At 70.6% G+C, this 23,913-nt stretch carries 23 protein-coding genes, 1 tRNA gene and 1 pseudogene; 17 read left to right on the top strand and 8 right to left on the bottom strand.

Annotated features, from left to right (window positions below; all coding sequences use genetic code 11):
- Window positions 1-62 precede the first annotated feature (62 nt).
- A complete protein-coding gene (locus ACIBI4_RS24120) occupies window positions 63-1,229 on the top strand; it encodes an epoxide hydrolase family protein (protein WP_399206069.1) in 1,167 nt (388 codons plus the stop codon).
- Window positions 1,230-1,304: 75 nt separating this feature from the next.
- The gene (locus ACIBI4_RS24115) at window positions 1,305-1,700 is read left to right on the top strand and encodes a hypothetical protein (protein ID WP_399206068.1); all 396 of its coding nucleotides are present in this window, start codon (window positions 1,305-1,307) and stop codon (window positions 1,698-1,700) included.
- Window positions 1,701-1,999: 299 nt separating this feature from the next.
- On the opposite strand, the gene ACIBI4_RS24110 is transcribed toward ACIBI4_RS24115, so the two are convergent.
- The 5 genes from ACIBI4_RS24110 to ACIBI4_RS24090 form a co-directional block, all read right to left on the bottom strand.
- Window positions 2,000-2,506: a hypothetical protein gene (locus ACIBI4_RS24110; protein WP_399206067.1), complete on the bottom strand. Its 507-nt coding sequence runs from the start codon at window positions 2,504-2,506 to the stop codon at window positions 2,000-2,002.
- Window positions 2,503-3,618, bottom strand: a complete 1,116-nt coding sequence (locus tag ACIBI4_RS24105; protein WP_399206066.1) for a hypothetical protein — start codon at window positions 3,616-3,618, stop codon at window positions 2,503-2,505. Before ACIBI4_RS24105 ends, ACIBI4_RS24110 begins: the two co-directional genes overlap by 4 nt.
- Window positions 3,618-4,232, bottom strand: a complete 615-nt coding sequence (locus ACIBI4_RS24100) for a hypothetical protein (protein ID WP_399206065.1) — start codon at window positions 4,230-4,232, stop codon at window positions 3,618-3,620. Before ACIBI4_RS24100 ends, ACIBI4_RS24105 begins: the two co-directional genes overlap by 1 nt.
- 606 nt (window positions 4,233-4,838) lie before the next feature.
- Window positions 4,839-5,408 (bottom strand): SMI1/KNR4 family protein, encoded by a 570-nt coding sequence (locus tag ACIBI4_RS24095; protein ID WP_399206064.1) that lies wholly within the window; start codon window positions 5,406-5,408, stop codon window positions 4,839-4,841.
- Window positions 5,409-5,635: 227 nt separating this feature from the next.
- Window positions 5,636-5,707: transfer RNA gene (locus ACIBI4_RS24090), tRNA-Arg, on the bottom strand.
- A 93-nt stretch (window positions 5,708-5,800) separates the two neighbouring features.
- Between ACIBI4_RS24090 and ACIBI4_RS24085 the strand changes: the two are divergent.
- Window positions 5,801-6,266, top strand: a pseudogene (locus ACIBI4_RS24085) (response regulator).
- Between the two features lie 253 nt (window positions 6,267-6,519).
- The gene (locus ACIBI4_RS24080) at window positions 6,520-7,350 is read left to right on the top strand and encodes a class I SAM-dependent methyltransferase family protein (RefSeq protein ID WP_399206063.1); all 831 of its coding nucleotides are present in this window, start codon (window positions 6,520-6,522) and stop codon (window positions 7,348-7,350) included.
- 27 nt (window positions 7,351-7,377) lie between these two features.
- Here the strand turns inward: ACIBI4_RS24080 and ACIBI4_RS24075 are convergent, their stop codons facing one another.
- Entirely contained in the window at window positions 7,378-8,421 is a 1,044-nt protein-coding gene (locus ACIBI4_RS24075; RefSeq protein WP_399206062.1) for a Ku protein, read from the bottom strand.
- Between the two features lie 51 nt (window positions 8,422-8,472).
- On the opposite strand from ACIBI4_RS24075, the gene ligD reads away from it, so the two are divergent.
- Both ligD and ACIBI4_RS24065 read left to right on the top strand, forming a co-directional pair.
- Entirely contained in the window at window positions 8,473-9,372 is a 900-nt protein-coding gene (gene ligD, locus ACIBI4_RS24070) for a non-homologous end-joining DNA ligase (RefSeq protein ID WP_399206061.1), read from the top strand.
- Between the two features lie 19 nt (window positions 9,373-9,391).
- Entirely contained in the window at window positions 9,392-10,273 is an 882-nt protein-coding gene (locus tag ACIBI4_RS24065) for an ATP-dependent DNA ligase (RefSeq protein WP_399206060.1), read from the top strand.
- 67 nt (window positions 10,274-10,340) lie between these two features.
- On the opposite strand, the gene ACIBI4_RS24060 is transcribed toward ACIBI4_RS24065, so the two are convergent.
- A complete protein-coding gene (locus ACIBI4_RS24060; protein WP_399206059.1) occupies window positions 10,341-11,144 on the bottom strand; it encodes a nuclease-related domain-containing protein in 804 nt (267 codons plus the stop codon).
- A 275-nt stretch (window positions 11,145-11,419) separates the two neighbouring features.
- Here ACIBI4_RS24060 and ACIBI4_RS24055 point away from each other — a divergent pair, with 275 nt between their 5' ends.
- From ACIBI4_RS24055 to ACIBI4_RS24025, 7 genes are all read left to right on the top strand, one after another.
- Window positions 11,420-11,647 carry a hypothetical protein gene (locus ACIBI4_RS24055; RefSeq protein WP_399206058.1) on the top strand — a complete coding sequence of 76 codons (228 nt, stop codon included), beginning with the start codon at window positions 11,420-11,422 and terminating at the stop codon, window positions 11,645-11,647.
- 81 nt (window positions 11,648-11,728) lie between these two features.
- Window positions 11,729-12,355 carry a class F sortase gene (locus tag ACIBI4_RS24050; protein ID WP_399206057.1) on the top strand — a complete coding sequence of 209 codons (627 nt, stop codon included), beginning with the start codon at window positions 11,729-11,731 and terminating at the stop codon, window positions 12,353-12,355.
- A 13-nt stretch (window positions 12,356-12,368) separates the two neighbouring features.
- Complete coding sequence (locus ACIBI4_RS24045) at window positions 12,369-13,121, top strand: hypothetical protein (RefSeq protein WP_399206056.1); 753 nt, start codon at window positions 12,369-12,371, stop codon at window positions 13,119-13,121.
- Window positions 13,118-14,374, top strand: a complete 1,257-nt coding sequence (locus tag ACIBI4_RS24040; protein WP_399206054.1) for an ATP-binding protein — start codon at window positions 13,118-13,120, stop codon at window positions 14,372-14,374. Before ACIBI4_RS24045 ends, ACIBI4_RS24040 begins: the two co-directional genes overlap by 4 nt.
- An 86-nt stretch (window positions 14,375-14,460) precedes the next feature.
- Window positions 14,461-14,886, top strand: coding sequence for an SH3 domain-containing protein (locus ACIBI4_RS24035; protein WP_399206053.1), 426 nt, complete (start codon window positions 14,461-14,463; stop codon window positions 14,884-14,886).
- Between the two features lie 80 nt (window positions 14,887-14,966).
- The gene (locus tag ACIBI4_RS24030; RefSeq protein WP_399206052.1) at window positions 14,967-16,358 is read left to right on the top strand and encodes an FtsW/RodA/SpoVE family cell cycle protein; all 1,392 of its coding nucleotides are present in this window, start codon (window positions 14,967-14,969) and stop codon (window positions 16,356-16,358) included.
- Window positions 16,355-17,869, top strand: coding sequence for a penicillin-binding transpeptidase domain-containing protein (locus ACIBI4_RS24025; protein ID WP_399206051.1), 1,515 nt, complete (start codon window positions 16,355-16,357; stop codon window positions 17,867-17,869). Before ACIBI4_RS24030 ends, ACIBI4_RS24025 begins: the two co-directional genes overlap by 4 nt.
- A 7-nt stretch (window positions 17,870-17,876) precedes the next feature.
- On the opposite strand, the gene ACIBI4_RS24020 is transcribed toward ACIBI4_RS24025, so the two are convergent.
- Window positions 17,877-18,983, bottom strand: a complete 1,107-nt coding sequence (locus tag ACIBI4_RS24020) for a ferritin-like domain-containing protein (RefSeq protein WP_399206050.1) — start codon at window positions 18,981-18,983, stop codon at window positions 17,877-17,879.
- Between the two features lie 193 nt (window positions 18,984-19,176).
- On the opposite strand from ACIBI4_RS24020, the gene ACIBI4_RS24015 reads away from it, so the two are divergent.
- From ACIBI4_RS24015 to ACIBI4_RS24000, 4 genes are all read left to right on the top strand, one after another.
- Window positions 19,177-20,112 (top strand): diiron oxygenase, encoded by a 936-nt coding sequence (locus ACIBI4_RS24015; protein ID WP_399206049.1) that lies wholly within the window; start codon window positions 19,177-19,179, stop codon window positions 20,110-20,112.
- A gap of 55 nt (window positions 20,113-20,167) precedes the next feature.
- The gene (locus ACIBI4_RS24010; protein WP_399206048.1) at window positions 20,168-20,950 is read left to right on the top strand and encodes a TetR/AcrR family transcriptional regulator; all 783 of its coding nucleotides are present in this window, start codon (window positions 20,168-20,170) and stop codon (window positions 20,948-20,950) included.
- Between the two features lie 25 nt (window positions 20,951-20,975).
- Window positions 20,976-21,308: a hypothetical protein gene (locus ACIBI4_RS24005; RefSeq protein ID WP_399206047.1), complete on the top strand. Its 333-nt coding sequence runs from the start codon at window positions 20,976-20,978 to the stop codon at window positions 21,306-21,308.
- A gap of 126 nt (window positions 21,309-21,434) precedes the next feature.
- Window positions 21,435-23,810 (top strand): PQQ-binding-like beta-propeller repeat protein, encoded by a 2,376-nt coding sequence (locus ACIBI4_RS24000; protein ID WP_399206046.1) that lies wholly within the window; start codon window positions 21,435-21,437, stop codon window positions 23,808-23,810.
- Window positions 23,811-23,913: the final 103 nt, after the last annotated feature.

Genomic DNA, 23,913 nt, shown 5'->3' with positions numbered 1-23,913 from the left:
TGCGACGCCTCCGATCCGACTGCTAGAACCATCTAAGACGGTTCTCTCCACCCGGAGGTCTCATGTCCCACCCGACCGGCGACGTCCAAGCATTCGAAGCCCACGCACCCGAGGCCGAACTCGACGATCTGCGCGCCAGGTTGGCCGCGGCGCGCCTCCCCGAGGCCGAGACGGTCCTCGGCGCCCCGCCCGGTCCCGGCCGCTGGGACCAGGGCGTCCCCCTCGCGGACCTCACCGACCTCGTCACCTACTGGCGCACCGCGTACGACTGGCGCGCGTTCGAGTCCCGTCTCGACGCGATCGGCCAGTTCCGTACGACGATCGACGGCCTGGGCATCCACTTCCTGCACCGTCGGTCCACCCGCCCGGACGCCACCCCACTCCTGATGACCCACGGCTGGCCGGGCAGCGTCGCCGAATTCACCGACGTCGTGGACGAACTGGCCGAGCCGAGCGACCCGTCCGCACCGGCCTTCCACCTGGTCATCCCGTCCCTCCCCGGCTTCGGCCACAGCGACAAGCCGGCCACCACGGGCTGGGGAACGGAAAAGATCGCAGCCGCCTGGGTCGAGCTCATGCAGCGCCTCGACTACCCCACGTTCCTCGCCCACGGCGGCGACTGGGGAGGCAACATCACCACGGTCCTGGCCGGCCGCTTCCCGCAGCACGTCCGCGGCATCCACACGACGTTCGCAGAGGGCCTGCCGAACGCCTCAACAGCGGGCCTCACCCCCACGGAAGCCCAATGGGCCTCGGATACCCACCACTTCTGGCACCACCGAGCGGCCTACGCCAAACAACAGGCAACCCGCCCGCAGACGATCGGCTACTCCCTCGTCGACTCCCCCGTCGGCCTGCTCGCCTGGATCCTCGACAAGTTCGCGGACTGGTCGGACACGAAGGACAGCCCCTTCGAGCGGATCCCCAGGGACCGCATCCTCGACGACGTCACGCTCTACTGGCTGACGCGCAGCGGCGCATCAGCCGCCCGCATCTACTACGAGAGCCACAACTCCCTCGCCCCCGACCTCCGCGTCGACGTCCCCACGGCGATCACGATCTACCCACGCGACATCGAGAAGTACCCGCGCCCTTGGTCTGCGCAGCGCTACCGCAACATCGTCCGCTGGAACTCACCGGACGTGGGCGGCCATTTTCCCTCGTTGGAAGTCCCTGCCACGTTCGTCGAGGACCTCCGGGAGGGCATCACGGCAGTGCTGAATGCCTGACGTGTCAGTCGCCGGTATCCATGACACCGACGCCTCCGCAGACTTGGGAAATTGACCTGTCCGCATACTTGGGGAATGGACCTGTCCGACGAGGGAGAACCCCTCGACGCCCAGTGGCACAACCTGGACAACAACGTGTCCGGCATCCTCCACGCCCACAACAACGCCGCCCCAATCGCCGAACGCTTCGTCCGCGCGGGCTGGCGATCCCGCTCATGCTCCTGGCACGGCTACGAGGTGGGAACGCGCTGGTGCGAGCTCGAACTGGAGCCGTCCGAGAACGACATCCTCCTGAACGGCGTCATCGACCCCCTCCACTTCGACGAACTCGTCGCGCTGCTCGGCCGGTTCGGGCTGGTCTGCACGGTGGAGCTGTACGACGGAGACGGTCACGTGATGCGTGAGGTCAGGGTGGGGTGGGACGGTCCCTGTCCGGCGACGCCGAAAGGGCAATCGGCTCATAGGCCATAGCACGATCGACCACCTTCTCGGCGGTCAGTGCCGGATCGAAGTCCCAGAAGATGTAGTCACTGACGTGAGGACAGACCAGCCCATGCTCCAGCTCTCGAAGCATGCGACTGCCCTCGTCTTCCCCGCAGTCCCCCTCCATCAGCCGCCGCACCAACCGGATGGCCTCACTCCGCCCCATGCTCCGAGTTGTCACGTCACTGCGCCCCCAGATCCCCATGCTCTGCCTGGTGCTCAGCCCGGATCAGGCCGACTTCGCGCCATGGTGCCAGGCTCGCCGTGGCTCGGGGCGAGACACCTTGTCAGTGACGCTGCCGCTCCAGGCGGAACTTCGGGCACATATCAGGGTCTGTCTCGTGCGCGAATACGGTCCTGTCCGAGTCGGCCGCGATGGACAGGCGATCGAGCGTGTCACCAGCTGCGAAGACGTCCGGTTTCTCGAAGTCCAGTTGCAGTACGGGGTTCTGAGGGCTGCCAGTTGAGTCCCAGTCGACGCTCCAGGTGCCGGTGCCGTTGAAGGTCTCGCCCAGCGCGTCGCGGTGATAGTCGCCGGTCGGCCAGTTCCGCACGCTCGCCTTTCCTTCGTTCTGCGCGGTGCCGGCCTCCAGCGTCAGTCGTACTCCCTTCGCATCTCGTTCGCCCTTGTATGTACCGACGAGATCGCCGTCCGTGCTCACCCCGTTCGCGTCGGCCGGCACGCAGCGTGCGCCCGAGCCGCCGAGGGAGCAAGCACTGAGTGGTGAGAGCAGACCAAGTACCAGGGCTGCGGGAAGCAGGCGTAGGCGCGCGAGGCCGAGGAAGTGGGTCATCGCTGTTTCTCCGTCGGGGGGATTCGCTCGGCCCAGACGATCTTCTGGTCGACGGAGGAGAAGGCTCCGTCATCCCGATTGAGGTTCTCAAGCCAGTCGTAGTAACCGATGTAGTGGAGGAACGAGGAGTTGCTGGTGGAGTTCTCCAGGGTGTACTCGACGATGAGTGAACCGTCGGGATCCTCGCCTTTCACCTTGTAGCCGAGGTTGTAGGAGCCGACGAATGCCTCGCCGAGGTGCTCCGGGTCGCCCGTGATGATCGCGGGCAGGTCCGTGGTGACGAGCTTCTTGGCGGCACCGATCTTGCCGTCCTCCGAGATGGAGTACGCGACATTGCCCTCGGCGTTCCCCTTGGTCTGCCACTCGTGCAGGGTGTCCGCCCGGAGTTGTTTCATGCTCTCGCTGGCCCGGATCAGCTCGGTCATCTTGTCACCGGCGTGGTAGGTGCGGTCGCGCGCTCCGTCACCGGTGACCCAGTCCCAGCCAAGTGAGTACGGATCGTCGCCCTGGATCTGCGGGTGGGGGTTCTTGCCCTGCAGGGCGAGGTTGAGCTCGTTGTACTCGTCCTCGCCGATCTTGTTCGTGGAGTTGATGTCGCGGTGCTTGGGCTTGTCGTTGAACCACTGGCCGGTCCCGATGTTCGACATCAGGCTGAAGGCAAGGTTCTGGTCGGCCGTGATGCCGCGCTTGACGATGTCGTTGATCTCATCCTGAACGGCGTTGATCAATTTGGTGTCTCGGCTCATATACGGGGTCACCGCGCCGTCGGGCCCCACTTGGACGCCCTGTTCGCCGGCCCGCCGCACGGCGTCCTTGAGGTCTCGCTGCACTGCCTTGAGTTCGCCGACGGCATCGTCGATCATGCTGCGTGTGGCATCGGCCACCTTGGTGGCAGCCGCGATCTGACGCTCGATGTCGTCGATCATCTTCCAGGCGTACGGTGCTGCAGCGCCCTCCCAGTAGCCCTTGTTGCGCAGGGGGACGAGCATTTCATCGTGGACGCGCTGGGACAGGCCCTTGATTTCCCCGTGAACGGTGAGCCATTGGTCCGCCAGCGTGTCCAGCGCGCCGAGGTCAGTGTCCATGAGATCTTTGTAGAAGCTGTCGGGCATCAGAGGTCGTCCAGACCTGATCGGGGGCGGATCGCCTTGAGTGAGTCGTACACGGCGGCATCGGTCTTGCCGTAGTCGTTGGCGCCGGCCCGTAGGCTCTCGGCTATGTGGGCCAGCCAGCCCGTCACCGTGCCCGCCTGCTGTTCCCACTGCTTATGCGCGGCGTGGATGCCCTTGGCCGACGCCCAGCCCGCCAGCGCACTGGTCGCCTTCTTCGCCGGATCCTCCAGAGAGGCGGCAGGTGCGCGAAAGGCGTCATAGATCTTGTCGGCGCCGTTGGCCGCACCCCTCAGGACCGAGGGCTTGATCTTCAGCCGATCCTGAGGCGCCGTGCCCGGAGCACCCGGAAGCAAAGGCGGATAGTGAGGCTGGAGCCCGTTCGGCTGCCATTGGGGCATGTCCAGCGGGTCGGTGTAGCTGTCCGCGGGCGGCGCCTTGTAGAAGTCCTCGAAGCCGGGCAACACCCTGTGCGCTTCCAGCTCATCAGGTGAGACCGGAAGCTCCGACGGCTCGGGCAGCCCGATGTCGCCACCTTCCGGTTTGTCCTCACCCACGATCCACACCCCCACGTGCTGGTTCGCTCCGACGTTGGTGCACGCCGCAGTGACAGCCACGCTAACCACCAGGTCGGAACACGTGCGGCGCGGGGTCCCCCATACGCGGATGCGCCATCTTCGCTTCGTGCTCATTGGCTGCCATGCAATCGAGCGGATCCGCTCCGCGACTACGAGTGACCGCCAGGACCAGAGACGCGGCGCCCCTCGGGCCTGGCCCAGGGCTGAACCTTCGCCGGTCACTTCAGCTCTCCGGGTAGTCGATCTCCCCAATGTCATCCGCGAGTTCGGACAGCGTGATTTCCGGGTTGAGGGTGCTGACCACTGCATAGGTCAGGGGATGGCAACTGAAGACGTGGCGGACGGCCTCCAGGTCGATCTGGAGCCCGTAGTAGTCCTCGGCCCATCGCTGGAATGCTTCCGGCGAACGGTCCGTGAGTAGCTGGAACAGGTACTGGGCACCGTCCTGGTCCTCTGCCGGCTCATCCGGAAACTCGACGACCTACTACCGCGCCTGGTGGGAAGCGCGACTGCTCGGTCGGTACGCCAAGTGCATCGATGGTCGGCAGGAGGTCGCCAACCGGAAGATCGAGGAGTTGTTGCGCGAGTACGAATGGCGGCACGGACCAGCGATGGGGTTCAAGCTCCGCCCACAGCCGACCTGGGTTAGTCGAATAGAGCCAACGCTTCATCCCAGACATTGCCGCCATCGGCCCAGGTCCAGAGCCACTCGCGCAGCGAAGGCGCCGCATACCGCAGGCCGTCATGGGGGTCTTCGCCCCAGTCCGCCTCCCAGCCGTCGGCGTCCCAGAGCAGCACCGGGTGGTCGACCGCTATCAGCGAGACGTACCACTCCATCGTGCAGCCACCGCCCGTCAAGAAGAGCCACGATGCCGACGGCCCTCGCTCCGCCCGCTGGGCGTGGAGGGTCGTTGCGCAATGCCAGTCCGGCTGTTGCCACTGGGGAACACGGCGCGGTGCCAGTGATGCAAGGCCGTCTTCCGGCCCGAACCCGCCATCGGCGACCTCTGTGTAGATGCGGCGAAGCAACGGGGGCAGGGGATAACCGATGCGACGTTCAGCAAGGTCCACTTCAGTGTTCGTGAGCGCCGGGAATGGATGATCCGGGAGGCACCCGCGGGAGACGGGAACCGTCTCCGATCCCCGTGCGATTGCGTGCAATCGCTCCAGGAGTTCGTCATCGTCCGCAGCGGTGCGGTGCGCGGCATCGGTCACGAGCTGGGACTGTAGTTCGTACCTCTTCCGCCGCAGGCACCAGGGCCGGTGAGACGCGCTTCAGTGATTCCTTGGGGCGACCTGCGAAAACGCCCCAAGATCCATCCCGCAAATACGCCGCGGCCACTGTCATACGGCTGCATCCGGCGACACTTGCCTGCATACGCAAGAAGACCCCGCCTCAGCGTTTCCGCTGGTGACGGGGTCTTTAGGCACCTTCTGCAAGGTGCCCCCGGCAGGATTCGAACCTGCGCACACGGCTCCGGAGGCCGTTGCTCTATCCCCTGAGCTACGGGGGCGTGTCGGTGGCTCTGGTGAGCGGCGACGGGTAGAACCCTACCAGCTCACCAAGGGTGTGCCGGAACCTGTTTTGCGGGGTGGGGTGGGTGGAAGTGGGGAAAAGCCGGACGCGGTGGGCAGGGCGGACCTACCCTCGGAACCGTGCCAGGGGCGTCCGGCCGGGTCCTTGTCGTGGATGACAACAAGGTGATCCGGCAGCTGATCAGGGTCAACCTCGAGCTGGAGGGCTTCGAGGTCGTGACCGCGGCTGATGGTGCCGAGGCGCTGGACATCGTGGAGCAGGTCAGGCCCGATGCGGTCACGCTCGACGTGGTGATGCCGCGGCTCGACGGGCTGCGGACCGCGGCGCAGCTGCGGAATGATCCGCGGACGCGTGAGCTGCCGCTGGTGATAGTGAGTGCCTGCACCCAGCAGGAGGTGGAGAGCGGGCTCGAGGTCGGGGTGGATGCCTTCCTCGCGAAGCCGTTCGAGCCGGCCGAGCTGGTGGCGCTCGTGCGGAGCCTCGTGGAGTCTCCGGCCGGTGCCGAGGAGAGGGCCGGCGGACGCAGTCCCCGATAGGGCCGGCGGACGCAGTCCCCGATAGGGCCGGCGGACGCAGTCCCCGATAGGGCCGGCGGGCGCAGCCCGGTGGGGCAGGCAGGCGCAGCCCGGTGGAGCAAGCAGGCGCAGCCCGGTGGAGCAAGCAGGCGCAGCCCGGTGGAGCAAGCAGGCGCAGCCCGGTGGAGTAAGCAGGGCAGGCGCGCCCAGTACCCACGTACAAGCGAGTACCTGTACGGATACGCGGCCACAATCCGAGCGGCACCGTTGCCCCATGACTTCACACGTGACGCGTCCCGGTCCGCTAGGCCGGGTCAAGTGGGCCGCGATGCGGGGCCTGTTGGGGAGTGTCGGGCGGCTGAGCGAAGGGGTTCGGGTCGGGTATCGGCATGGGTTCGACAGCGGGACCATGCTGGATTACGTGTATGAGAACAAGGCGAGGGGGTTCGCCGGGGTCGGGTGGGTGATCGATCGGGTCTTTCTCAATGCCGTGGGGTGGCGGGGGATTCGGGCGCGGCGGGAGTTACTCGTCGCCACCCTGGATGGGGAGGTTCAGAGGCGGCGGCGCCGAGCGGCGCGTCAAGTGTTCGTGCTGGATGTGGCCGGTGGGCCCGGGCGGTATTTGCAGCAGTTGATCGCGGGGCTTCCTCGTGGGCACGTACGAGTCGAGTGCCGGGATCTGGCCGAGGCCGGGCTGCGGCAGGGGGAAGTGCTCGCGCGGCAGCAGGGGTTGGGGGCGGATGTCCTTGCGTACGAGGTCGGGGACGCGCTTGATCCGAAGCCGCCCGCGTCGGGGGCGCCGGATGTGATCGTCGTGTCCGGGCTGTATGAGCTGCTGCTGGACGAGTCCGTCATCCAGGGGTCCCTGGAGCGGTTGCGCGGGATGCTCGCGCCCGGGGGTGTGCTGGTGTTCACCACGCAGACGCGGCATCCGCAGCTCGACTTCATCGCGCACGTACTGCCCAATCGCAACGGCGAGTTGTGGGAGATGCGGTGCCGGAGCGTGGCGGAGGTGGAGGGCTGGGCCCGGGCCGCCGGGTTCGGTGAGGTGGAGAGTGCGGTGGAGAGGGTCGGGTTGTTCGCCGTCACCGTCGCCCGGGGGTGACAAGAGGCGTTCCGGCGGAAGGCGCGGTCAGGCCGATGCCTTTTTGCGGGTGGTGGTCTTCTTGGCCGTCGCCGCGGCGGTCGACTTCTTGGCCGCCGACTTGGTGGCCTTGCCGGCTGTCTTCGTGGTCTTGGTCGCCTTGGCCGCCGTCTTCTTCGTCGCCGCCGATGTCGACTTCTTGCCGCCGACCGTCTTCGGCGCCGTCGGGGCCTTCGGTGCCGCCGCCGTCTTCTTGCGGGACTTGATCGGGGTGACGGCGGCGACCTCGCCCTCCGTGTCGGGCGGGGTCTCGCCGCGGGCCGCCTGGGCCGCGCGGACGCTGCTCTCCAGGGCGGCCATCAGGTCGATCACCTTGCCGCCGGCGGCGGGCTCGGCCGGGGCCGGGGTCAGCACGCCGCCGCCGGTCTTCGTCGCGATCATCTCCTCCACCGCGACACGGTAGTCGTCGCGGAGGGAGTCGAGGTCGACCTCGCCGAGGGTTTCCATCAGGGCGTCCGCGAGGTCGAGTTCGGCGTCGCGGACGGTGACGTGGGTGTCGGGGGCGACGTCGGACGCCGCGCGGATCTCGTCCGGCCAGAGCAGGCCGTGCATGGCGATCACATCGTCGACGACGCGGAGCATGCCGAGGCGTTCGCGGCCCCGCAGGGCGAACTTGGCGATGGCGACCTTCTGGCTACGCTTGAGTGCCTCGCGCAGGAGCGTGTACGGCTTGGCGGCGGGGACTCCGTTCGCGGCCAGGTAGTACGCCGTGTCCATCTGGAGCGGGTCGATCCGTTCGGCGGGGACGAAGGAGACGATCTCGATCGTCTTGGCCGTGGGGATCGGGAGCGCGGCCAGGTCCTCGTCGGTGATCGGGATGATCGAGCCGTCGGCGTCCTCGTATCCCTTGCCGATCTCCGCCGAGGTGACCTCCTTCTCCTCCAGCTCGCACACCTTGCGGTAGCGGATGCGGCCGCCGTCGGAGGTGTGGATCTGACGGAAGGAGACGTTGTGGTTCTCGGTGGCATTGACCAGCTTGATCGGGATGCTGACCAGGCCGAAGGAGATGGCGCCGTTCCATATGGATCGCACGTTTCGCCCCTTAAGAGAGGTGACTGACGTTATACGTGGGATTCTCATCGTATGACGCCGATCACAGAGGTGGAGGGGCGGCGCCTCGCGCTCTCGAATCTCGAGAAGGTGCTCTATCCCGCGCACGGCTTCACCAAGGGCGAGGTGCTGCACTACTACGCCGTGACGGCCGGGTCGCTGCTCGCGCATCTCTACAACCGCCCGGTGTCGTTTCTGCGCTTCCCCGACGGGCCCGATGGCCAGCGGTTCTTCGCGAAGAACGTGCCGCCGGGGACGCCGTCGTGGGTGCGGACCGCGGAGGTTCCGCGGCGCAGCGAGGGCGGTACGGCCAAACAGGTCGTCGTGCAGGACATGGCCACCTTGATGTGGGCGGCGAATCTCGTCACCGAATTCCATACGCCGCAGTGGCAGGCCGATCTGCCGGGCAAGGCGGACCGGATGGTGTTCGACCTCGATCCGGGGGCGCCCGCGACGATCGTGGAGTGCTGCGAGGTGGCGCTCTGGCTGCGGGAGCGGCTGGAGGCGGACGGGCTGCACGTGTACGCGAAGACGTCCGGTTCGAAGGGGCTGCATGTGCTGGTGCCGTTGCAGCCGACGCCTTCGGAGAAGGTGTCCGCGTACGCGAAGGAGCTGGCGGTCGAGGCCGAGCAGGAGCTGCCGGGGCTCGCACTGCACCGGATGGCGCGGGCGCTGCGGCCGGGGAAGGTCTTCGTCGACTACAGCCAGAACGCGGCGGCGAAGACGACCGCTGCTCCGTACACCTTGCGGGCGCGGGCGCTGCCGACCGTCTCTGCGCCCGTGACCTGGGAGGAGATCGAGGCGTGTGAGGACGCTGATGACCTGGTGTTTCTCGCCGATGACATTCCGCCGCGGCTGGCGGAGCACGGGGATCTGCTCGGGCCGCTGATCAATCTGAACCGGGCCGGGAAGCTGCCTAAGGGGTTCCGGTGAAGCCGCCCGTACGCGTGGAGTGCCAGTGAGGCCGCCCGTGAAGGTCGCGCTCGCCGAGTCCGTGAACGCGCTGCCGCAGGGGGCGGGCGGGTGGGCGTACGAGCCGAAGTTCGACGGGCACCGGATGGTGGTCTTCCATGTCGGCGGGCGGGTGCAGTTGCAGGCACGCTCCGGGCGGATCGTGACCTCCTCGTTCCCGGATCTCGCGGAGGCGGCGCGGGCGCTGCCCGAGGGGACCGTGGTCGACGGGGAGGTCGTCGTGTGGACGGAGGGGCGGGTGGACTTCGCGGCCGTGCAGGCGCGTGCGATGTCGACGCCCGCGCGGGCCGCGGAGCTGGCGCGGGCGCTGCCCGCCTCGTACGCGGCCTTCGACCTGCTCGCCGTACGAGGTGAGGATCTGCGCGCGGCCCCGTACACCCGCAGGCGCGAGGAGCTCGTCGCGCTGCTCGCGCCACTCGGGCCGCCGCTGCAGGCCGTACCGATGACCACGGACCGGGCGCTGGCGGAGAGCTGGTACGAGGGGCTGCGCGAGACCGGGATCGAGGGGCTGGTGATCAAGCGGCTCGATCAGGGGTACCGGGCGGGGCGTCGGTCATGGCTGAAGCTGCGGCACAGCGATACGCGGGACGCGGTGGTGGTCGGGTTCACCGGGCCGCCCGCGCGGCCGCAGGCGCTGGTGCTCGTGCTGCCCGACGACGACGCGCCCGTGCTGTCGAGCCCGCTGACGCCCGGGGTCCGGGCCCGGGCGGCGGAGCTGCTGCCCGCGGCGGAGGGCGAGGGTGAGCTCAACGCGGTCGGGCTCGGGGACGTGACGTACCGGAGGGTGGGCGGCGGGCTGGTGGTGGAGGTGCGGCAGCAGGTCACGCGGCATCAGACGGTGGGGGTGGTGCGGTTTCGGTGAGCGGGTGGAGGTGCCGGTTTCGGTGAGTGAGCGGGTGGTGGTCCGGGGGCTCGGGCACGTACTCCCGTCACGTCCGAAGCCACGTCCGCCGGTCGCGGGCCAGTGCGTACAGCGTCTCGATGTCCGTCGGTTTGCAGACGCCCGCGAGGGACGCGAGGGACGGGACGTCGGTGTCGTCCAGGACGCGGGTCTCGCGGAGCGCGCCGCGGATGTCGATGGCCGTGGCCGCGACCACCGCAAGGACCGCGTGAACCTCCGTGGTGAGGGCCAGGCAGGCGCGGTCGGCGGCGTGGCGGAGGCGGCCCAGGACGGGCTCGGGCGGGGTGCGGCCGATCGTGACCTGGGGGTCGGTGACGCGGACGCGGTGCTTGGTGGCGTGCAGCGCGTGGAAGGCAAAGACGCCGCCCGGCCCGATCAGGAGGTGGTGCAGCCGTCCGCCGCCGGGCAGCGGGACCGAGTGGAGGGTGCGCCAGCCCGCCGGTTCCATGCGGTCGAGCGCGTCGCCGACGGCCTGTTCGGCGAGGAGTTCGCGGCGGCGCTGGTCCGTGCGCAGCCGGCGGACCGGGGTCGGGTCGCGGTCGAGGGCGAGGATCAGCGCCTCGCCGGGGCGGTTGGGCGCCAGGTCGTCGTCCGGGTGGAGGGCGAGGCGCGCGAGCTCGGCGCCGGTCGGGACCGGCGGGGCGCCGACCGTGACCGGGCCGGTCAGATAGGGCGCGAGGGCCCGGAGCACCTCTTGTCTGCGCGCGTCCTTGAGGACGTTGACCCGGCCGGCCTCGCGGTCGTACCAGGCGATGTTCCGGCCGTCCGGGAGAAGTACGTAGTAGCGCTCATGTCCGTGTCGCCATGTGGGTACGACCCGCAGTTCGGTCATGCCGCATCACCCCACGGACCATGGGAACAGGTCGGGACGGCCCGGGCAATAACCCGGTAGGGGAACGCACCGCTTGGCACGGCCCAAACGTGCCCACGGTACGAACCCGGGCGGTTGAAGGCTGGATCAGTAATGGCTCTGTTCGGACAGCTATGGGCTGCTGTTACACAGCTGCCGAACTGCCGCAATGGCGGACCCATAGCTTCGAATACGTCGGATACATCGGATACATCCCGTACGTCGAAACCGCCGGCCCGAGCCGGAAGGACCCCACCATGCGCACTCCTCGCCGCAACCTCGTCCGCAGCCTCGCCGTCTCCGTGATCGCCGGAGGCGCCCTGCTCATCCCGGCGGCCTCCTCGTTCGCGGCCTCGCCCGCCGCGGAGCCCGCCGTGCACGCCGCCGGGTCGCCGTTCGCGCTCGCCGCGGGCGGCGGGATCGCGACGGCCGGTGCCGCGGGCCTCGGCTTCGCGATGCTCCGCCGCGGCCGTACGGACGGCTGAGCCTCCCCCGCTCAGAGCCTCCCCCTCACCGCACCTCCCTCCCCCACCCCCTCAGCAGCCCCACCTGCCCAGGAGAACCCCATGACCACCCCCACCCTCACGCGCACCCGCCGCACCACCCGTATCACCGCCGCCACCGCCCTCACCGTCTCCCTCGGAGCCGGGCTGATGGCCTGCGGGCAGAGTGCGCAGCCCGGGCCCGACGTCAAGGTCGCCAACACCGCGACCACGCAGGCCAAGCAGGCCGCACAGCCGCTGCAGCGGTCGAAGCCCGCGGGGCTGAAGATCCCGTCGGCCGGTGTCGACGCCAAGTCGATGCTGGATCTGACGACGGACGCGAACGGCGAGCTGGAGGTGCCCTCCGTGGAGCAGGCCGGACTGCCGGGCTGGTGGAAGGACGGGCCCGCGCCCGGCGAGAAGGGGGCGTCCGTGCTGGTCGCGCACTACGACACGGCGAAGGGCCCGGCGCTGATGAAGAACGTCAAGGACGTCAAGGTCGGGGACGCCGTCGACGTCCCGCGGGCGGACGGCAGCACGGCGCACTTCAAGGTCCGCGAAATCCAGCAGGTCAACAAGAAGGACTTCCCCACCCATAAGGTGTACGGGGAGACGCAGCGCGCCGAGCTGCGGATCCTGACCTGCGGCGGCGGCCTCAAGGACGGCCACCGTACGGACAACATCATTCTCTACGCCGACCTCGTGCCGTAACCCCGGAGTGCCGATGCCCCGTCCGGTGCGCACCGCCCTGGTGCTCCCCGTCCTCGCCGTGCTCGTCGCGTCCGCGGCGGGCTGCGGCAGTGCGGGCGGGCTCGAGAGCGCGGGGGCGACACCGAGCGCGGTCGGTCCGGCGCGGCTGTGGCCCGAGCTGCCGCCCGCGAGGAACGACACGCAGGACGATCTCGGCGACGCCAAGCCCGAGGTCGTCCCGGGCATCAAGGTGCCGGGCGGCGATCTGCGCAAGGTCGACGCGCTGGCCGTCGTGCGGGCCGAGGTCCGGGCCAACCCGGACGAGGCGAGCGGGCAGGACGCGATGCCCGCGGAGATCCGCACGAAGATCCTCGGCTGCGAGGGGAAGGCCGGGGACAAGGGCTGCCCGGTGCTCACCGCGTACTACCGGGATCTGACCGGCAGCGGCAAGGACGAGCTGATCGTCGGGATCGACCTGGGGAACAAGGACGAGTTCGGGATCGGGATCCGCATCTACACGCAGGACGAGGGCCGGCTCGTACGGATCATGTCGACGAGCCAGCCGGTGATCAGCGCGGAGCTGGCGGGGCGGGATCTGATCGTGCGCTCGCCGGCGCAGTTTGCCGGGTACGAGTTCCGTGACGTGTGGTCGTGGGACGCGACGGCGCGCTCGATGCTGCCGACGCGGATGGAGATCGTCCGGGCGCCCGGGGCGAGCGCCAAGCCGCGTCCGGCCTCGCCGTCCGCCGAACCGCGTGCCCCCTCGCCGTCGGCGGCCACCCCATGAGACCCCGGCTGCCCGCCTGGACCGCGACCCTCACCTGGAAGGCCGCGGTCTTCATCACGGTGATGTGCTGCGCCCTTGCCGCGATGCTCGGGACGTTCGTGCATGTCGCGGTCACCCGGCAGACCGTGGACAACCACCGCGAGAAGGCGCTCACCAAGCTGCAGGACGTCACCCGTTTGTACGAAGCGGGCGACCGGCTTCCGCCGGACTCGGGGATCGATCCGCCGGGCCTGCCCGCGTCGTTGCGGGAACTGGCCGGGCAGGGCAGCCGCGGCACGATGGTCAGCGAGTCGACGGGCCGGCCCATGATGTGGGCGGCGGGCCCGGCGGACAGCGGCCAGGTGGTGGCGGCGGGCATCGACTACGCGCAGGGCGCGCGGACCATCGAGGGACTCGACCGGGCGATCACGGTCTCCTCGGTCCTGGCGATCGGGGCGACGCTGCTGGTCGGCGCGTTCGGCGTGACCCGGGTGACGCGGCGGCTGCACCAGACGGCGACGGTCGCGCGGCGGATCAGCGCCGGTGATCTGGACGCGCGGGTCAATGATCCGCGTACGGAGGATCCCGGCCGGGCGCAGGACGAAGTGGCCACCGTGGCGGGGGCGTTGGACACCATGGCGTCCTCGTTGCAGGGGAAGCTGGAGAGCGAGCAGCGGTTCACGGCCGATGTGGCCCATGAGCTGCGCACCCCGCTGACGGGGCTGCACGCGGCGGCGGAGCTGCTGCCGGAGGGGCGGCCCGCGGAGATGGTGCGTGAGCGGGTGCAGACGATGCGGACGCTGACCGAGGACCTTCTGGAGATCTCGCGGCTCGACTCGCGGCGCGAGGAAGTGGATCTGGACTCGCACCAGTTGGGGCCGCTCGTGGAGCGGGCCGCGCAGGGTGCGGGCACCCGGGTCGAGGTCGTACGCGATGTGCGGGTCGAGACGGACCGCAGGCGCCTGGAGCGGGTGCTCGGCAATCTGATCGCCAACGCCCACAAGCACGGGCGCGCGCCGGTCGTGGTCACCGTGGACGGCCCCTCGGTGTCCGTGCGCGACCACGGCGACGGCTACCCCGGCTATCTGGTGGAGCACGGGCCGCAGCGCTTCCGTACGGAGGGCGGGGCGAAGGGGCACGGGCTCGGGCTGACGATCGCGGTGGGCCAGGCGCGGGTCCTGGGCGCGAAGTTGAGCTTCACCAACGATCCGGAGGGCGGGGCGGTGGCGCGGCTGACGCTGCCGTACGAGGACGGGGTGTCCGAGGGGGCGTGAGGCCTCCGGCCCCTTTTGCGAAGTGCGGGGGCTGCTCCTAGCGTGATCACAGCCTCGGGGATTGGCACACGCCTTTGAGGAGACCCATGTCGCTCCGGTCCACCACCCTGCGTCTCGGCATATCCGCGACGGCTGTCGCGCTCACCGCGACCGCCGCGCTGACCACGACCGCCACCGCGTCGCACGCGTCGCATGCATCGCACATGTCGCACGCGTCGCACGCCGAAGCGCAGGCACCCACCCCCCGGACCGCCCCCGACCGGAACGACCCGCCGCCGATCTACAAGGGGCGCGTCAACGCCCGCAACGGTCTGCTCCTGCGGGACTCCCCCACGCGCGGCAGCCGGATCGTGCGCACCGAGCCGTACGGCGCGTATGTGCACATCTTCTGCAAGACGCGCGGCGAGAGCGTCGAGAACAACGACCGCTGGTATCTGCTGACCGACGGCACCTGGGCCTGGGGCGCGGCGGCCTTCATCGACAACATCGGGCCCGCGCCGCGGTGGTGCTGAGGGCCCCGCGCCGGATGCCGCGGCACCCCGACGTCCTGACATAGCCGGACATCACGCCCACCCATTGCTACCGTCCGCGCATGACCGGACCCGGACCGACCGCGGACTTCCAGGACCTGGCGGAGCTCACCGACCCGCGGGACGCCGCCGTCGTCGCGACCGGGCCCGCGCGGCGGCGCGGGGTGGAACTGGCGCTGCTGGTGCTGGCCGTGGGGCTCTGCGTCTGCGGGTATCTGTCGGTCGGGCTCGCGCGGCACGGCTCCGTGCCGCAGGGCGCGGCCGGGTACGGGGCCGGTCTTGGGGTGCTCGCGCTGCTCGCGCACATCGCGGTGCGGCTGCGGGCCCCGTACGCCGATCCGCTGCTGCTGCCGATCGCCGTGCTGCTCAACGGGCTCGGCCTGGTGCTGATCTACCGTCTGGACCAGGAGACCCCGCTGGACCAGGCGGCCCTGGCCCAACTGGTGTGGTCGACGGTCGGGGTGGGTCTGTTCATCGTGGTCGTCCTGGCGCTGCGGGACCACCGGGCGCTGCAGCGGTACGCGTATCTGTCGGGTCTGGCCGCGCTCGCGCTGCTCGCCGTGCCGATCTTCTTCCCGCCGGTCAACGGGGCGCGGCTGTGGGTGCGGATCGGCGGGCTCTCGCTGCAGCCGGGCGAGTTCGCGAAGATCCTGCTCGCCGTGTTCTTCGCGGCGTATCTCGCGGCGAACCGCGGCGCGCTCGCGTACACGGGCCGGCGGCTGCTGTGGATGCGGCTGCCGACGGGCCGGGTGCTCGGGCCCGTCGTGGTGATCTGGCTGGTCAGTGTGGCGGTGCTCGTCCTGGAACGGGATCTGGGCACGTCGCTGCTGTTCTTCGGGCTCTTCGTGATCCTGCTGTTCGTGGCGACCGGGCGGAAGGGCTGGCTCGCGGTCGGGCTGCTGCTCGGGGCCGCGGGTGCGTACACGGCCGCGCGGCTCGAACCGCATGTGCACGCCCGGGTCGCCGACTGGCTGCATCCGCTGGCGTCGATCGAGGCGGGCGAGGGGCCCAACCAACTCGCCCAGTCCCTCTTCGCGTTCGCGGCCGGCGGGATGCTCGGCACCGGGCTCGGCCGGGGCGAGTCGGTCCTGATCGGCTTCGCCGCGAAGTCCGACTTCATCCTGGCGACGGCCGGTGAGGAGCTCGGCTTCGTCGGCCTGTCCGCGGTGTTCGTCCTGTACGCGGCGCTGGTGGCACGCGGCTACCGGGCGGGGCTCGCGCTGCCGGATGCGTTCGGGCGGCTGCTCGCGGTGGGGCTCGCGTCGATCCTGGCGCTGCAGGTGTTCGTGATCGCGGGCGGTGTGACGGGCCTGATCCCGCTGACCGGTATGGCGATGCCCTTCCTCGCGCAGGGCGGTTCGTCCGTGGTCACCAACTGGATCATGGTGGCGCTCCTGATCCGGCTGAGCGATTCGGCGCGGGCGCACGGTGCACGGGAAGAGGTGGCGGCATGACGCGTCAGATCCGCTGGGCCGCGGCCTTCTGTCTGCTCCTGACCGGGCTGCTGCTGCTCAACGCGGCCCGGATCCAGCTCGTCCAGTCGGCGACGTACGACGACAATCCCGCCAACCGCCGTCAGGACATCGCGCGTTACGGGCAGCCGCGCGGTGACATCTTCGTGGACGGGCGGCCGGTGACCGGGAACAAGGACACCGGGGAGCAGCTCCGCTTCGAACGCACCTACAAGAACGGGCCGTTGTACGCGCCCGTGACGGGCTACGCCTCGCAGGTGTACGGGTCGACGCTCCTGGAGAGCAGCGAGGACCGGATCCTCGCGGGCACCTCGCCGCTCCTGTCGCCGCTGCCGCTGGTCGGTGATCTGACGCGGGACCTGCAGCCGGGCGGGCGGGTGCACACGACGATCGTGCCGCAGATGCAGCGGGCCGCGTTCGAGGGGCTCGGCGGGCGGCAGGGGGCGGTCGCGGCGCTGGAGCCGTCCACCGGGAGGATCCTGGCGCTGGTGTCGACGCCGTCGTACGATCCCGAACTCCTGTCGGGCAACGGTGTCCTGGAGGCCCGCAACTGGTCGCGTCTGAACTCGGCCGCGAGCAAGCCGATGCTGAACCGGGCGATCCGGCAGACGTATCCGCCGGGTTCGGCGTTCAAGGTGGTGACGGCGGCGGCGGCGCTGGACTCCGGGGTGATCGGCGATGTGGACGCGCCGACGGACTCGCCCGACCCGTACCAACTGCCCAGCACCTCCACGTCGCTCGGCAACGAGGTCGAGGGCTGCGAGGACGCCTCGCTGCGCTATGCGTTCACCTGGTCCTGCAACACGGTCTTCGCGCGGCTCGGGGTCGAGGTGGGGCTCGGTTCGATGGCGGGGACGGCGGAGCGCTTCGGGTTCAACACGCGTGGGCTGCGGATCCCCTCCCCCGTGGCCACCAGCAACTTCGACACGTCGATGGACCAGCCGCAGCTCGCGCTGTCCTCGATCGGGCAGTACGACACGACGGCGACTCCGCTGCAGATGGCGATGGTGGCCTCGGCGGTCGCGTCGGGCGGTGACGTGCGGGCGCCGTTCCTGGTCGACCGGACGACGGACGGCTCCGGTGACACGGTCGGGCAGACCCGGCCGCGCTCGCTGAACCGCGCCTTCAATCCGCGGACGGCCGCGCTGCTGCGGGAGCTGATGGTCGGGGTCGTCGAGGAGGGCACGGGCAAGAACGCGGCCATCCCCGGCGCCCTGGTCGGCGGCAAGACGGGCACGGCCCAGCACGGCTACGGCAACACCGGCCTCCCGTACGCCTGGTTCATCTCCTGGGCGCAGAGCCCTTCGGCCGGGGTGCCGGAGGTGGCGGTGGCCGTGGTCGTGGAGGATGCCTCGGCGGTACGGGACGACATCAGCGGGGGCGGGATCGCGGCGCCGATCGCGCGGGCCGTGATGGAGGCGGGGCTCGGGCGGGGGTCCGCGTCGCCGGGCTTCGGTCAGGGTCCCCGGAGGGCTCAGCCCTCGGCGCCCTGAGCGGCGGTCAGCCCTCCGCTCCCTGAGCGATCGTCGCGCTCACCTCCTCGGCGCGGGCCGCCTCCTCGGCCGCGAAGCGCTCCGCGTCGAGCTTCTCGGCGATCTCCTCGTCCTGGGCCATCAGGAGGTCGAGGTTCTGGTTGCCCATCTCGAAGACGCCCATGTCCACGTACGCCTCCTGGAGGCGCTTGCCCCACAGGCCGATGTCGCGGACGCAGGGGACGATGCGCGAGAAGAGCAACTGGCGGAAGAGCGCCAGGAATTCGGACTGCTCGGAGTACTCCTCGGCCTCCGCCTTCGGGATGCCGAAGTTCTCCAGGACCTCGACGCCGCGCAGCCGGTCGCGCATCAGGTAGCAGCCCTCGATGACGAATTCCTCGCGCTCGCGCAGCTCCGCGTCCGTGAGCTGCTTGTAGTAGTCGCGCAGGGCCATCCGCCCGAAGGCGACATGGCGGGCCTCGTCCTGCATCACGTACGCGAGGATCTGCTGCGGCAGCGGCTTGTCGGTGGTGTCGCGGATCATGCCGAACGCGGCGAGCGCGAGGCCCTCGATGAGCACCTGCATGCCCAGGTAGGGCATGTCCCAGCGGGAGTCGCGCAGGGTGTCGCCGAGCAGCGACTGGAGGTTGTCGTTGATGGGGTAGGCCATGCCGACCTTGTCGTGCAGGAAGCGGCCGAAGATCTCGGCGTGGCGGGCCTCGTCCATCGTCTGGGTCGCCGAGTAGAACTTGGCGTCCAGGTCGGGGACGGACTCCACGATGCGGGCCGCGCAGATCATCGCGCCCTGTTCGCCGTGCAGGAACTGGCTGAACTGCCAGGAGGCGAAGTGCTGCCGCAGATCGCCCTTGTCGCGTTCGGTGAGTTTCGCCCAGTGCCGGGTGCCGTACAGGGAGAGGGACTCGTCCGGGGTGCCGAGCGGGTCGTACGGGTCGACCTCAAGGTCCCAGTCGATGCGCTTGGCACCGTCCCACTGCTTGTCCTTGCCCTTCTGGTAGAGGGCGAGGAGGCGCTCGCGGCCGTCCTCGTACTCCCAGCTGAAGCGGGCCGATCCGGTGGCCTGCACCTCCCAGAGAGGCGCGGCGGGCGGCTGGACATAGCGGTCATACGTCGACACGGACGGCTCCTTCTGCTCGCATACGGGGCGCCGGTGCGGGCCCCGAATCGCCTTGCAGGACCGGGCAGTTGGCAGGTTCACACGGTGGTAGATGCATCGTCAACAAGTCGCGCACGGGGGATTGACGGGCTTGCTGACAGGGAGTCTCATAAGTCGTGACCACCGGTAACCGAGGCACGAGGTGACAGCCGCCATGACGATGACGGACCCGGGCTCGCACGCGGCCTTGAGGGACGCGCTCGGTCTGCTCAAGGACCGGGAACAGGTCGCCGAGCGGCTCCTCGTCGCCTCCGCCAAGAACTCCTTCGACCCCGACAAGGAGCTCGACTGGGACGCGCCGGTCGAGGAGGGCAAGTGGTTCTGGCCGCCGGAGCTCGTCTCCCTCTACGGCACGCCGCTGTGGCGGCGGATGTCCGAGGAGCAGCGGATGGAGCTGGCGCGCCACGAGGCAGCGTCGCTCGCCTCGCTCGGGATCTGGTTCGAGATCATCCTGATGCAGCTGCTCGTCCGGCACATCTACGACAAGCCGATGGACAGCGCGCATGTGCGCTACGCCCTCACGGAGATCGCGGACGAGTGCCGGCACTCCATGATGTTCGCGCGCATGATCAAGAAGGGCGGGGCGCGCGTCTACCCCGTCACGAAGCTCAACCACAATCTGGCGCGGATCCTGAAGACCGTGTCCACGACGCCCGGTTCGTTCGCGTGCACGCTGCTCGGCGAGGAGATCCTCGACTGGATGCAGCGGCTGACGTTCCCGGACGAGCGGGTGCAGCCGCTCGTCCGCGGGGTGACGCGCATCCATGTCGTCGAGGAGGCGCGCCATGTGCGGTACGCGCGCGAGGAGTTGCGGCGGCAGATGGTCACCGCCCCGCGCTGGGAGCGGGAGCTGACCCGGGTCAGCTCCGGGCAGGCCGCGAAGGTGTTCTCGGTCGCGTTCGTCAACCCGCAGGTGTACACGGACGTCGGCCTCGACCGGCGTGAGGCGCTCGCGCAGGTCAAGGCGAGCGGGCACCGGCGCGAGGTGATGCAGACGGGCGCCAAGCGGCTGACGGATTTCCTCGACGACATCGGGGTGCTGCAGGGGGTTGGACGGAAGCTGTGGCGGAGCTCCGGGCTGCTGGCGTAGGGCGGTCTTGTTGAGCGCGCCCTTGCGGCGGGCGGGCGCGGATTACGCTTCGGGCATGTCCCCGGCGCCCGTTTCCCGCACGCCGTCCACGCCCGGCTCGCGGTCCACGCCTGAACCGAGCGCGCCGTCGCCGCGTGCGTACCGGCGGCTGAGCGTCGCCGAGCGGCGCAGTCAGCTGCTCGCGTCGGCGCTCGGGCTCTTCGCGCACCGTGCGCCCGAGGAGGTCTCGCTCGACGACGTCGCCGAGGCGGCGGGGGTCTCGCGGCCGCTCGTCTACCGCTACTTCCCGGGCGGCAAGCAGCAGTTGTACGAGGCGGCGCTGCGCTCGGCCGCCGACGAGCTGGAGCAGTGCTTCGACGAGCCGCCGACCGGGCCGCTCACCGAGCGGCTCGCGCGGGCGCTCGACCGGTATCTCGCGTTCGTCGACTCCCACGACACCGGCTTCGCGGCGCTGCTCCAGGGCGGCAGCGCGGCCTCCACGTCCCGTACTTCCGCGATCGTCGACGAAGTACGGCGCACCGCGGCGGCCAGCATCCTCGGCCACCTCCAGGTGACGGTTCCCGGTCCGCGCCTGCATCTCCTGGTCCGCACGTGGATCTCGTCGGTCGAGGCGGCCTCCCTGATCTGGCTGGACGAGGGCAAGCATCCGACCGCCCCCGACCTGCGCGACTGGCTCCTGGACCAGTTCATCGCCCAGCTCACGGCAACGGCGGCGTCGGACGAGCAGACGGCCGGGGTGCTCCGGGCGGCCCTCGCGCTGGAGCGGGCGGAGGGGCCCGCGGGGGTGCTGGTGCGGCGGGTGGTTCCCGTGGTGGGGGTGGCGGGGCACCTGCTGTAAGGGGCCCACCTGTGACACTGGCCCCGTGAACCGCGATCCGATCTCCTTCCACGGTGGGCCGCTCGACGGCCGGAGCCTCGATGTGCTCACCGGACCCACCGGGCATCCCCCGAAGCTGTACAAGATCCCCGTGCCCGCCACCGAGGACTCCCCAGCCCTGACCGTCGTCTACCGGCGGGTCGCCGCGGGGCGGCGTGGGGTGCAGCAGCTGTGGCGGTACGAGTACGACCCCGAGGGGAACGCCGACACCGGGCGGCTGCGGTGGCCGTGGTCGAAGCCGCGGCCGGGGGCGGGGCCGGGAGACGGGGCGGATGCGGGGCCGTCAGCAGGTCCGGATGCGGGGCCCGAGCGTTCCTGAGCGGGTCGTGGGCTCGGCGGGTGGGTACCCATCTTGGTGGACCCACCCGCGCGCGCCCGTGACAGCGGGAGTGCGTTGCTCGTTTGACCGCCTGGAGCACAACTGCCGTAGGCCCAGCGCACCGGGATGTTCGAGGGGGACGCCGCCGTGGAGCCACTGCGGGACGGGGAGCCGCGGGAGCTCGGGCCGTATCACGTCCTGGGCCGGCTCAGGGAGACCGCGTCGGCGCGCAGCTATCTCGCGCGGACCGACGACGGGCGGCCACTGACCGTCACGGCCGCCGTGCCGGAGCTGGCCGCGCTGTCCGCGTACCGGCGCAGATTCCGTACCGAGGCGCGGACCGCGGGCCGGCTGACCGGCGCGTGGGTGCAGCCGGTGACCGACGCCCGGCTCGACACCGAACTGCCCTGGACGGCCGCCCCGTTCGTGCCCGCCCAGTCGCTCGCGGAGGCCGTCACCCGGTACGGGCCGCTGCCCGAGCGCACCGTCCGCGTGCTCGGCGCGGCGCTCGCGGAGACGCTGGCGCGGGTGCACGCAGTGACGGGCACCGCGCTGCAGGGCCTCGCGCCCCACACGGTCCTGATCGCCGCGGACGGGCCGCGCATAGCGGCATTCGGGCCGCTGGGCGCGGCGAGCCGGGCGGTGCGGGCGGAGAGCGGCGGGCTCTCGGTGCGGCTCGGGTATCTGACGCCGGAGCAGCTCGAAGGGGCCCAAGTCGGGCCGCCCGCCGATGTGTTCGTGCTCGCGGTGCTGCTGACGCACGCGGCGACGGGACGGGCCCCGTTCGGCGAGAGCGCCGGAATCGCGGGCGGTGAGCCGGACCTCGGCGGCGTACCGGACGCGCTGCGCCCGCTGCTCGCGCGCTGTCTGACCCCGGACCCCGCGGCCCGCCCCACACCCTCGGCGCTCGCAACCGAGCTCGCGCCGGAGGGCGCGGCGGGGGCGGTACGGGCGGGGTGGCTGCCCGGACCGCTGGTGGACGCGCTGGCGGAGCAGGCGGCGGAGGTGGCGGGGCTGGTGGGCGCGGAGCACGGGGGCGGCCCGACCATGGACGCCGGCCCGCCTCCCCTCACGCCCCGGCTCACCGCGTCCTCCGCTCCTCCCCTCACGCCCCCGCCGACCTCTGCTTCTGCTCCTCCCCTCACGCCCCCGCCCACCACGGCGTCCGCCCCACCCCCTCCCGCGAAGCCGCCCACCCCACCCCGGCGCCCCCTCGACCGCCGCGCGCTGCTCACCGGTCTGGCCGCCGGGGCGGCGGGGCTCGCGCTCGGCGGAGGCGGCGTGGCGGCGTTCTCGACCGGTGAGGGGAGGGAGGACCCCAAGGCGCCCCGGCGGCTGCCCGGTGTGGCCCCGTATCCCCGGTGGGCGCACGAACTGCCGACCGATGCGGTCCTAGGCGCGCCGCTGCTCCACGACGGGGTGCTGGTGCTCCCGGCCGGCGGGCTGCGGGCGCTCGATCTGCGCACGGGCAGAACGCTCTGGAAGGTCGCGAGCGACGCCGACGAGTCCTCGCCGCTGCTCGCGTCCGACGGCACCTTCCTCACCTTCGGCCGCGACGCCCTGCGGTGGCGGTCGCTGAGCGACGGCAAGGTGAAGCTGACGGTCCCGCACAGCAAGTACTCGCGGGTGGGCGACGAGTTCGCCCGGGTCTCGCTGCTCGCGCGCAACGGTGATGCGGCCTGGTGGCACGGTCAGGTCGCGGGATCGCCCGAGCGCGAGCGCGTGTTCGCACACGACATCGCGCGCGGCACGCTGCTGTGGGCCCAGCCGTACTGGACGCCGGGGCGGGAGTTCACGGCATCCGAGTGGGCAGGCGTATACCGAGGTGACCTGCTCGCCTGGCAGGCGGACGAGCGGCCCGAGACGGCCGCGCAGGAGGCCCGCCGCAAGAAGCGGAAGGGCAAGGCGGGCCGGAAGCCGCCGTGGGAGCCCGAGTTCTACGCGCGGGACGGGAAGACGGGTGCCGAGCTGTGGCGCCGCTCGTTCGACGGGGTCGATCCGCTGGCGGGCGCGCTGGCGCTGGGGCCGGGTGGGCGGCTTTTCCATACGGCGAAGGGTGAGCTGCGGGCGTACGCGGTGGCGTCGGGCGAGGAGCTGTGGACGCGCGACGTGAGCGTCGCCGGCGAGGCGGAACCGGACGAGCACCACAGCACCCCGGTCCTCGGCGCACGCGGACGCACGCTGTTCACTTCCTGCCGGGGGCAGGCCGCGTACGCCCTCGACGCCGCGACGGGCGAGGTGCGCTGGGAGAGCGCGACGGGTCTGTCCGGTCCGGAGGTCAGCTCGCAGGCCGTGGCACTCAGCGCCTCCGGGCGGACGCTTCTGGCCCTGGACTCCGTGCAGGTCACGGCGTTCGAGGCGGAGAGCGGACGGCGGCTGTGGAAGTTCCAGGGCGCGGGGGACGAGGAAGGGCTTGGCTCCTCGGGGTACGAGGCGTACGCGGGCAAGGGCGTCACGGTGCTGCGGCTCGGGCGGCTCCTGTACGCGCTGCCGGTCGCGTAGGCGGGGCCCGGGCTTGCCCTGATCGGGTGAGCGAAGGGACCCATACCGCCCAGTTGTAGGCTTTTCAGCCTGCCGTCGACGCATGCTCCTCGTGGGCTGTCGG

It is taken from the genome of Streptomyces sp. NPDC050418 (assembly GCF_044458745.1).
Classification (GTDB): domain Bacteria; phylum Actinomycetota; class Actinomycetes; order Streptomycetales; family Streptomycetaceae; genus Streptomyces.
The sequence above is the reverse complement of the archived record's forward strand: the minus strand, read 5'-3'. Positions and strand labels throughout refer to the sequence as shown.

Bases quoted from the DNA above. Each gene is read 5' to 3' on its own strand.
- ACIBI4_RS24040 (WP_399206054.1), top strand. From the start codon at position 13,118: ATGAGACCCCGGCTGCCCGCCTGGACCGCGACCCTCACCTGGAAGGCC.
- ACIBI4_RS24050 (WP_399206057.1), top strand. From the start codon at position 11,729: ATGACCACCCCCACCCTCACGCGCACCCGCCGCACCACCCGTATCACC.
- ACIBI4_RS24120 (WP_399206069.1), top strand. From the start codon at position 63: ATGTCCCACCCGACCGGCGACGTCCAAGCATTCGAAGCCCACGCACCC.
- ACIBI4_RS24110 (WP_399206067.1), bottom strand. From the start codon at position 2,506: ATGACCCACTTCCTCGGCCTCGCGCGCCTACGCCTGCTTCCCGCAGCC.
- ACIBI4_RS24055 (WP_399206058.1), top strand. From the start codon at position 11,420: ATGCGCACTCCTCGCCGCAACCTCGTCCGCAGCCTCGCCGTCTCCGTG.
- ACIBI4_RS24025 (WP_399206051.1), top strand. From the start codon at position 16,355: ATGACGCGTCAGATCCGCTGGGCCGCGGCCTTCTGTCTGCTCCTGACC.
- ACIBI4_RS24015 (WP_399206049.1), top strand. From the start codon at position 19,177: ATGACGATGACGGACCCGGGCTCGCACGCGGCCTTGAGGGACGCGCTC.
- ACIBI4_RS24080 (WP_399206063.1), top strand. From the start codon at position 6,520: ATGACTTCACACGTGACGCGTCCCGGTCCGCTAGGCCGGGTCAAGTGG.
- ACIBI4_RS24000 (WP_399206046.1), top strand. From the start codon at position 21,435: ATGTTCGAGGGGGACGCCGCCGTGGAGCCACTGCGGGACGGGGAGCCG.
- ACIBI4_RS24060 (WP_399206059.1), bottom strand. From the start codon at position 11,144: ATGACCGAACTGCGGGTCGTACCCACATGGCGACACGGACATGAGCGC.
- ligD (WP_399206061.1), top strand. From the start codon at position 8,473: ATGACGCCGATCACAGAGGTGGAGGGGCGGCGCCTCGCGCTCTCGAAT.
- ACIBI4_RS24035 (WP_399206053.1), top strand. From the start codon at position 14,461: ATGTCGCTCCGGTCCACCACCCTGCGTCTCGGCATATCCGCGACGGCT.
- ACIBI4_RS24105 (WP_399206066.1), bottom strand. From the start codon at position 3,618: ATGCCCGACAGCTTCTACAAAGATCTCATGGACACTGACCTCGGCGCG.
- ACIBI4_RS24030 (WP_399206052.1), top strand. From the start codon at position 14,967: ATGACCGGACCCGGACCGACCGCGGACTTCCAGGACCTGGCGGAGCTC.
- ACIBI4_RS24010 (WP_399206048.1), top strand. From the start codon at position 20,168: ATGTCCCCGGCGCCCGTTTCCCGCACGCCGTCCACGCCCGGCTCGCGG.
- ACIBI4_RS24115 (WP_399206068.1), top strand. From the start codon at position 1,305: ATGGACCTGTCCGACGAGGGAGAACCCCTCGACGCCCAGTGGCACAAC.
- ACIBI4_RS24045 (WP_399206056.1), top strand. From the start codon at position 12,369: ATGCCCCGTCCGGTGCGCACCGCCCTGGTGCTCCCCGTCCTCGCCGTG.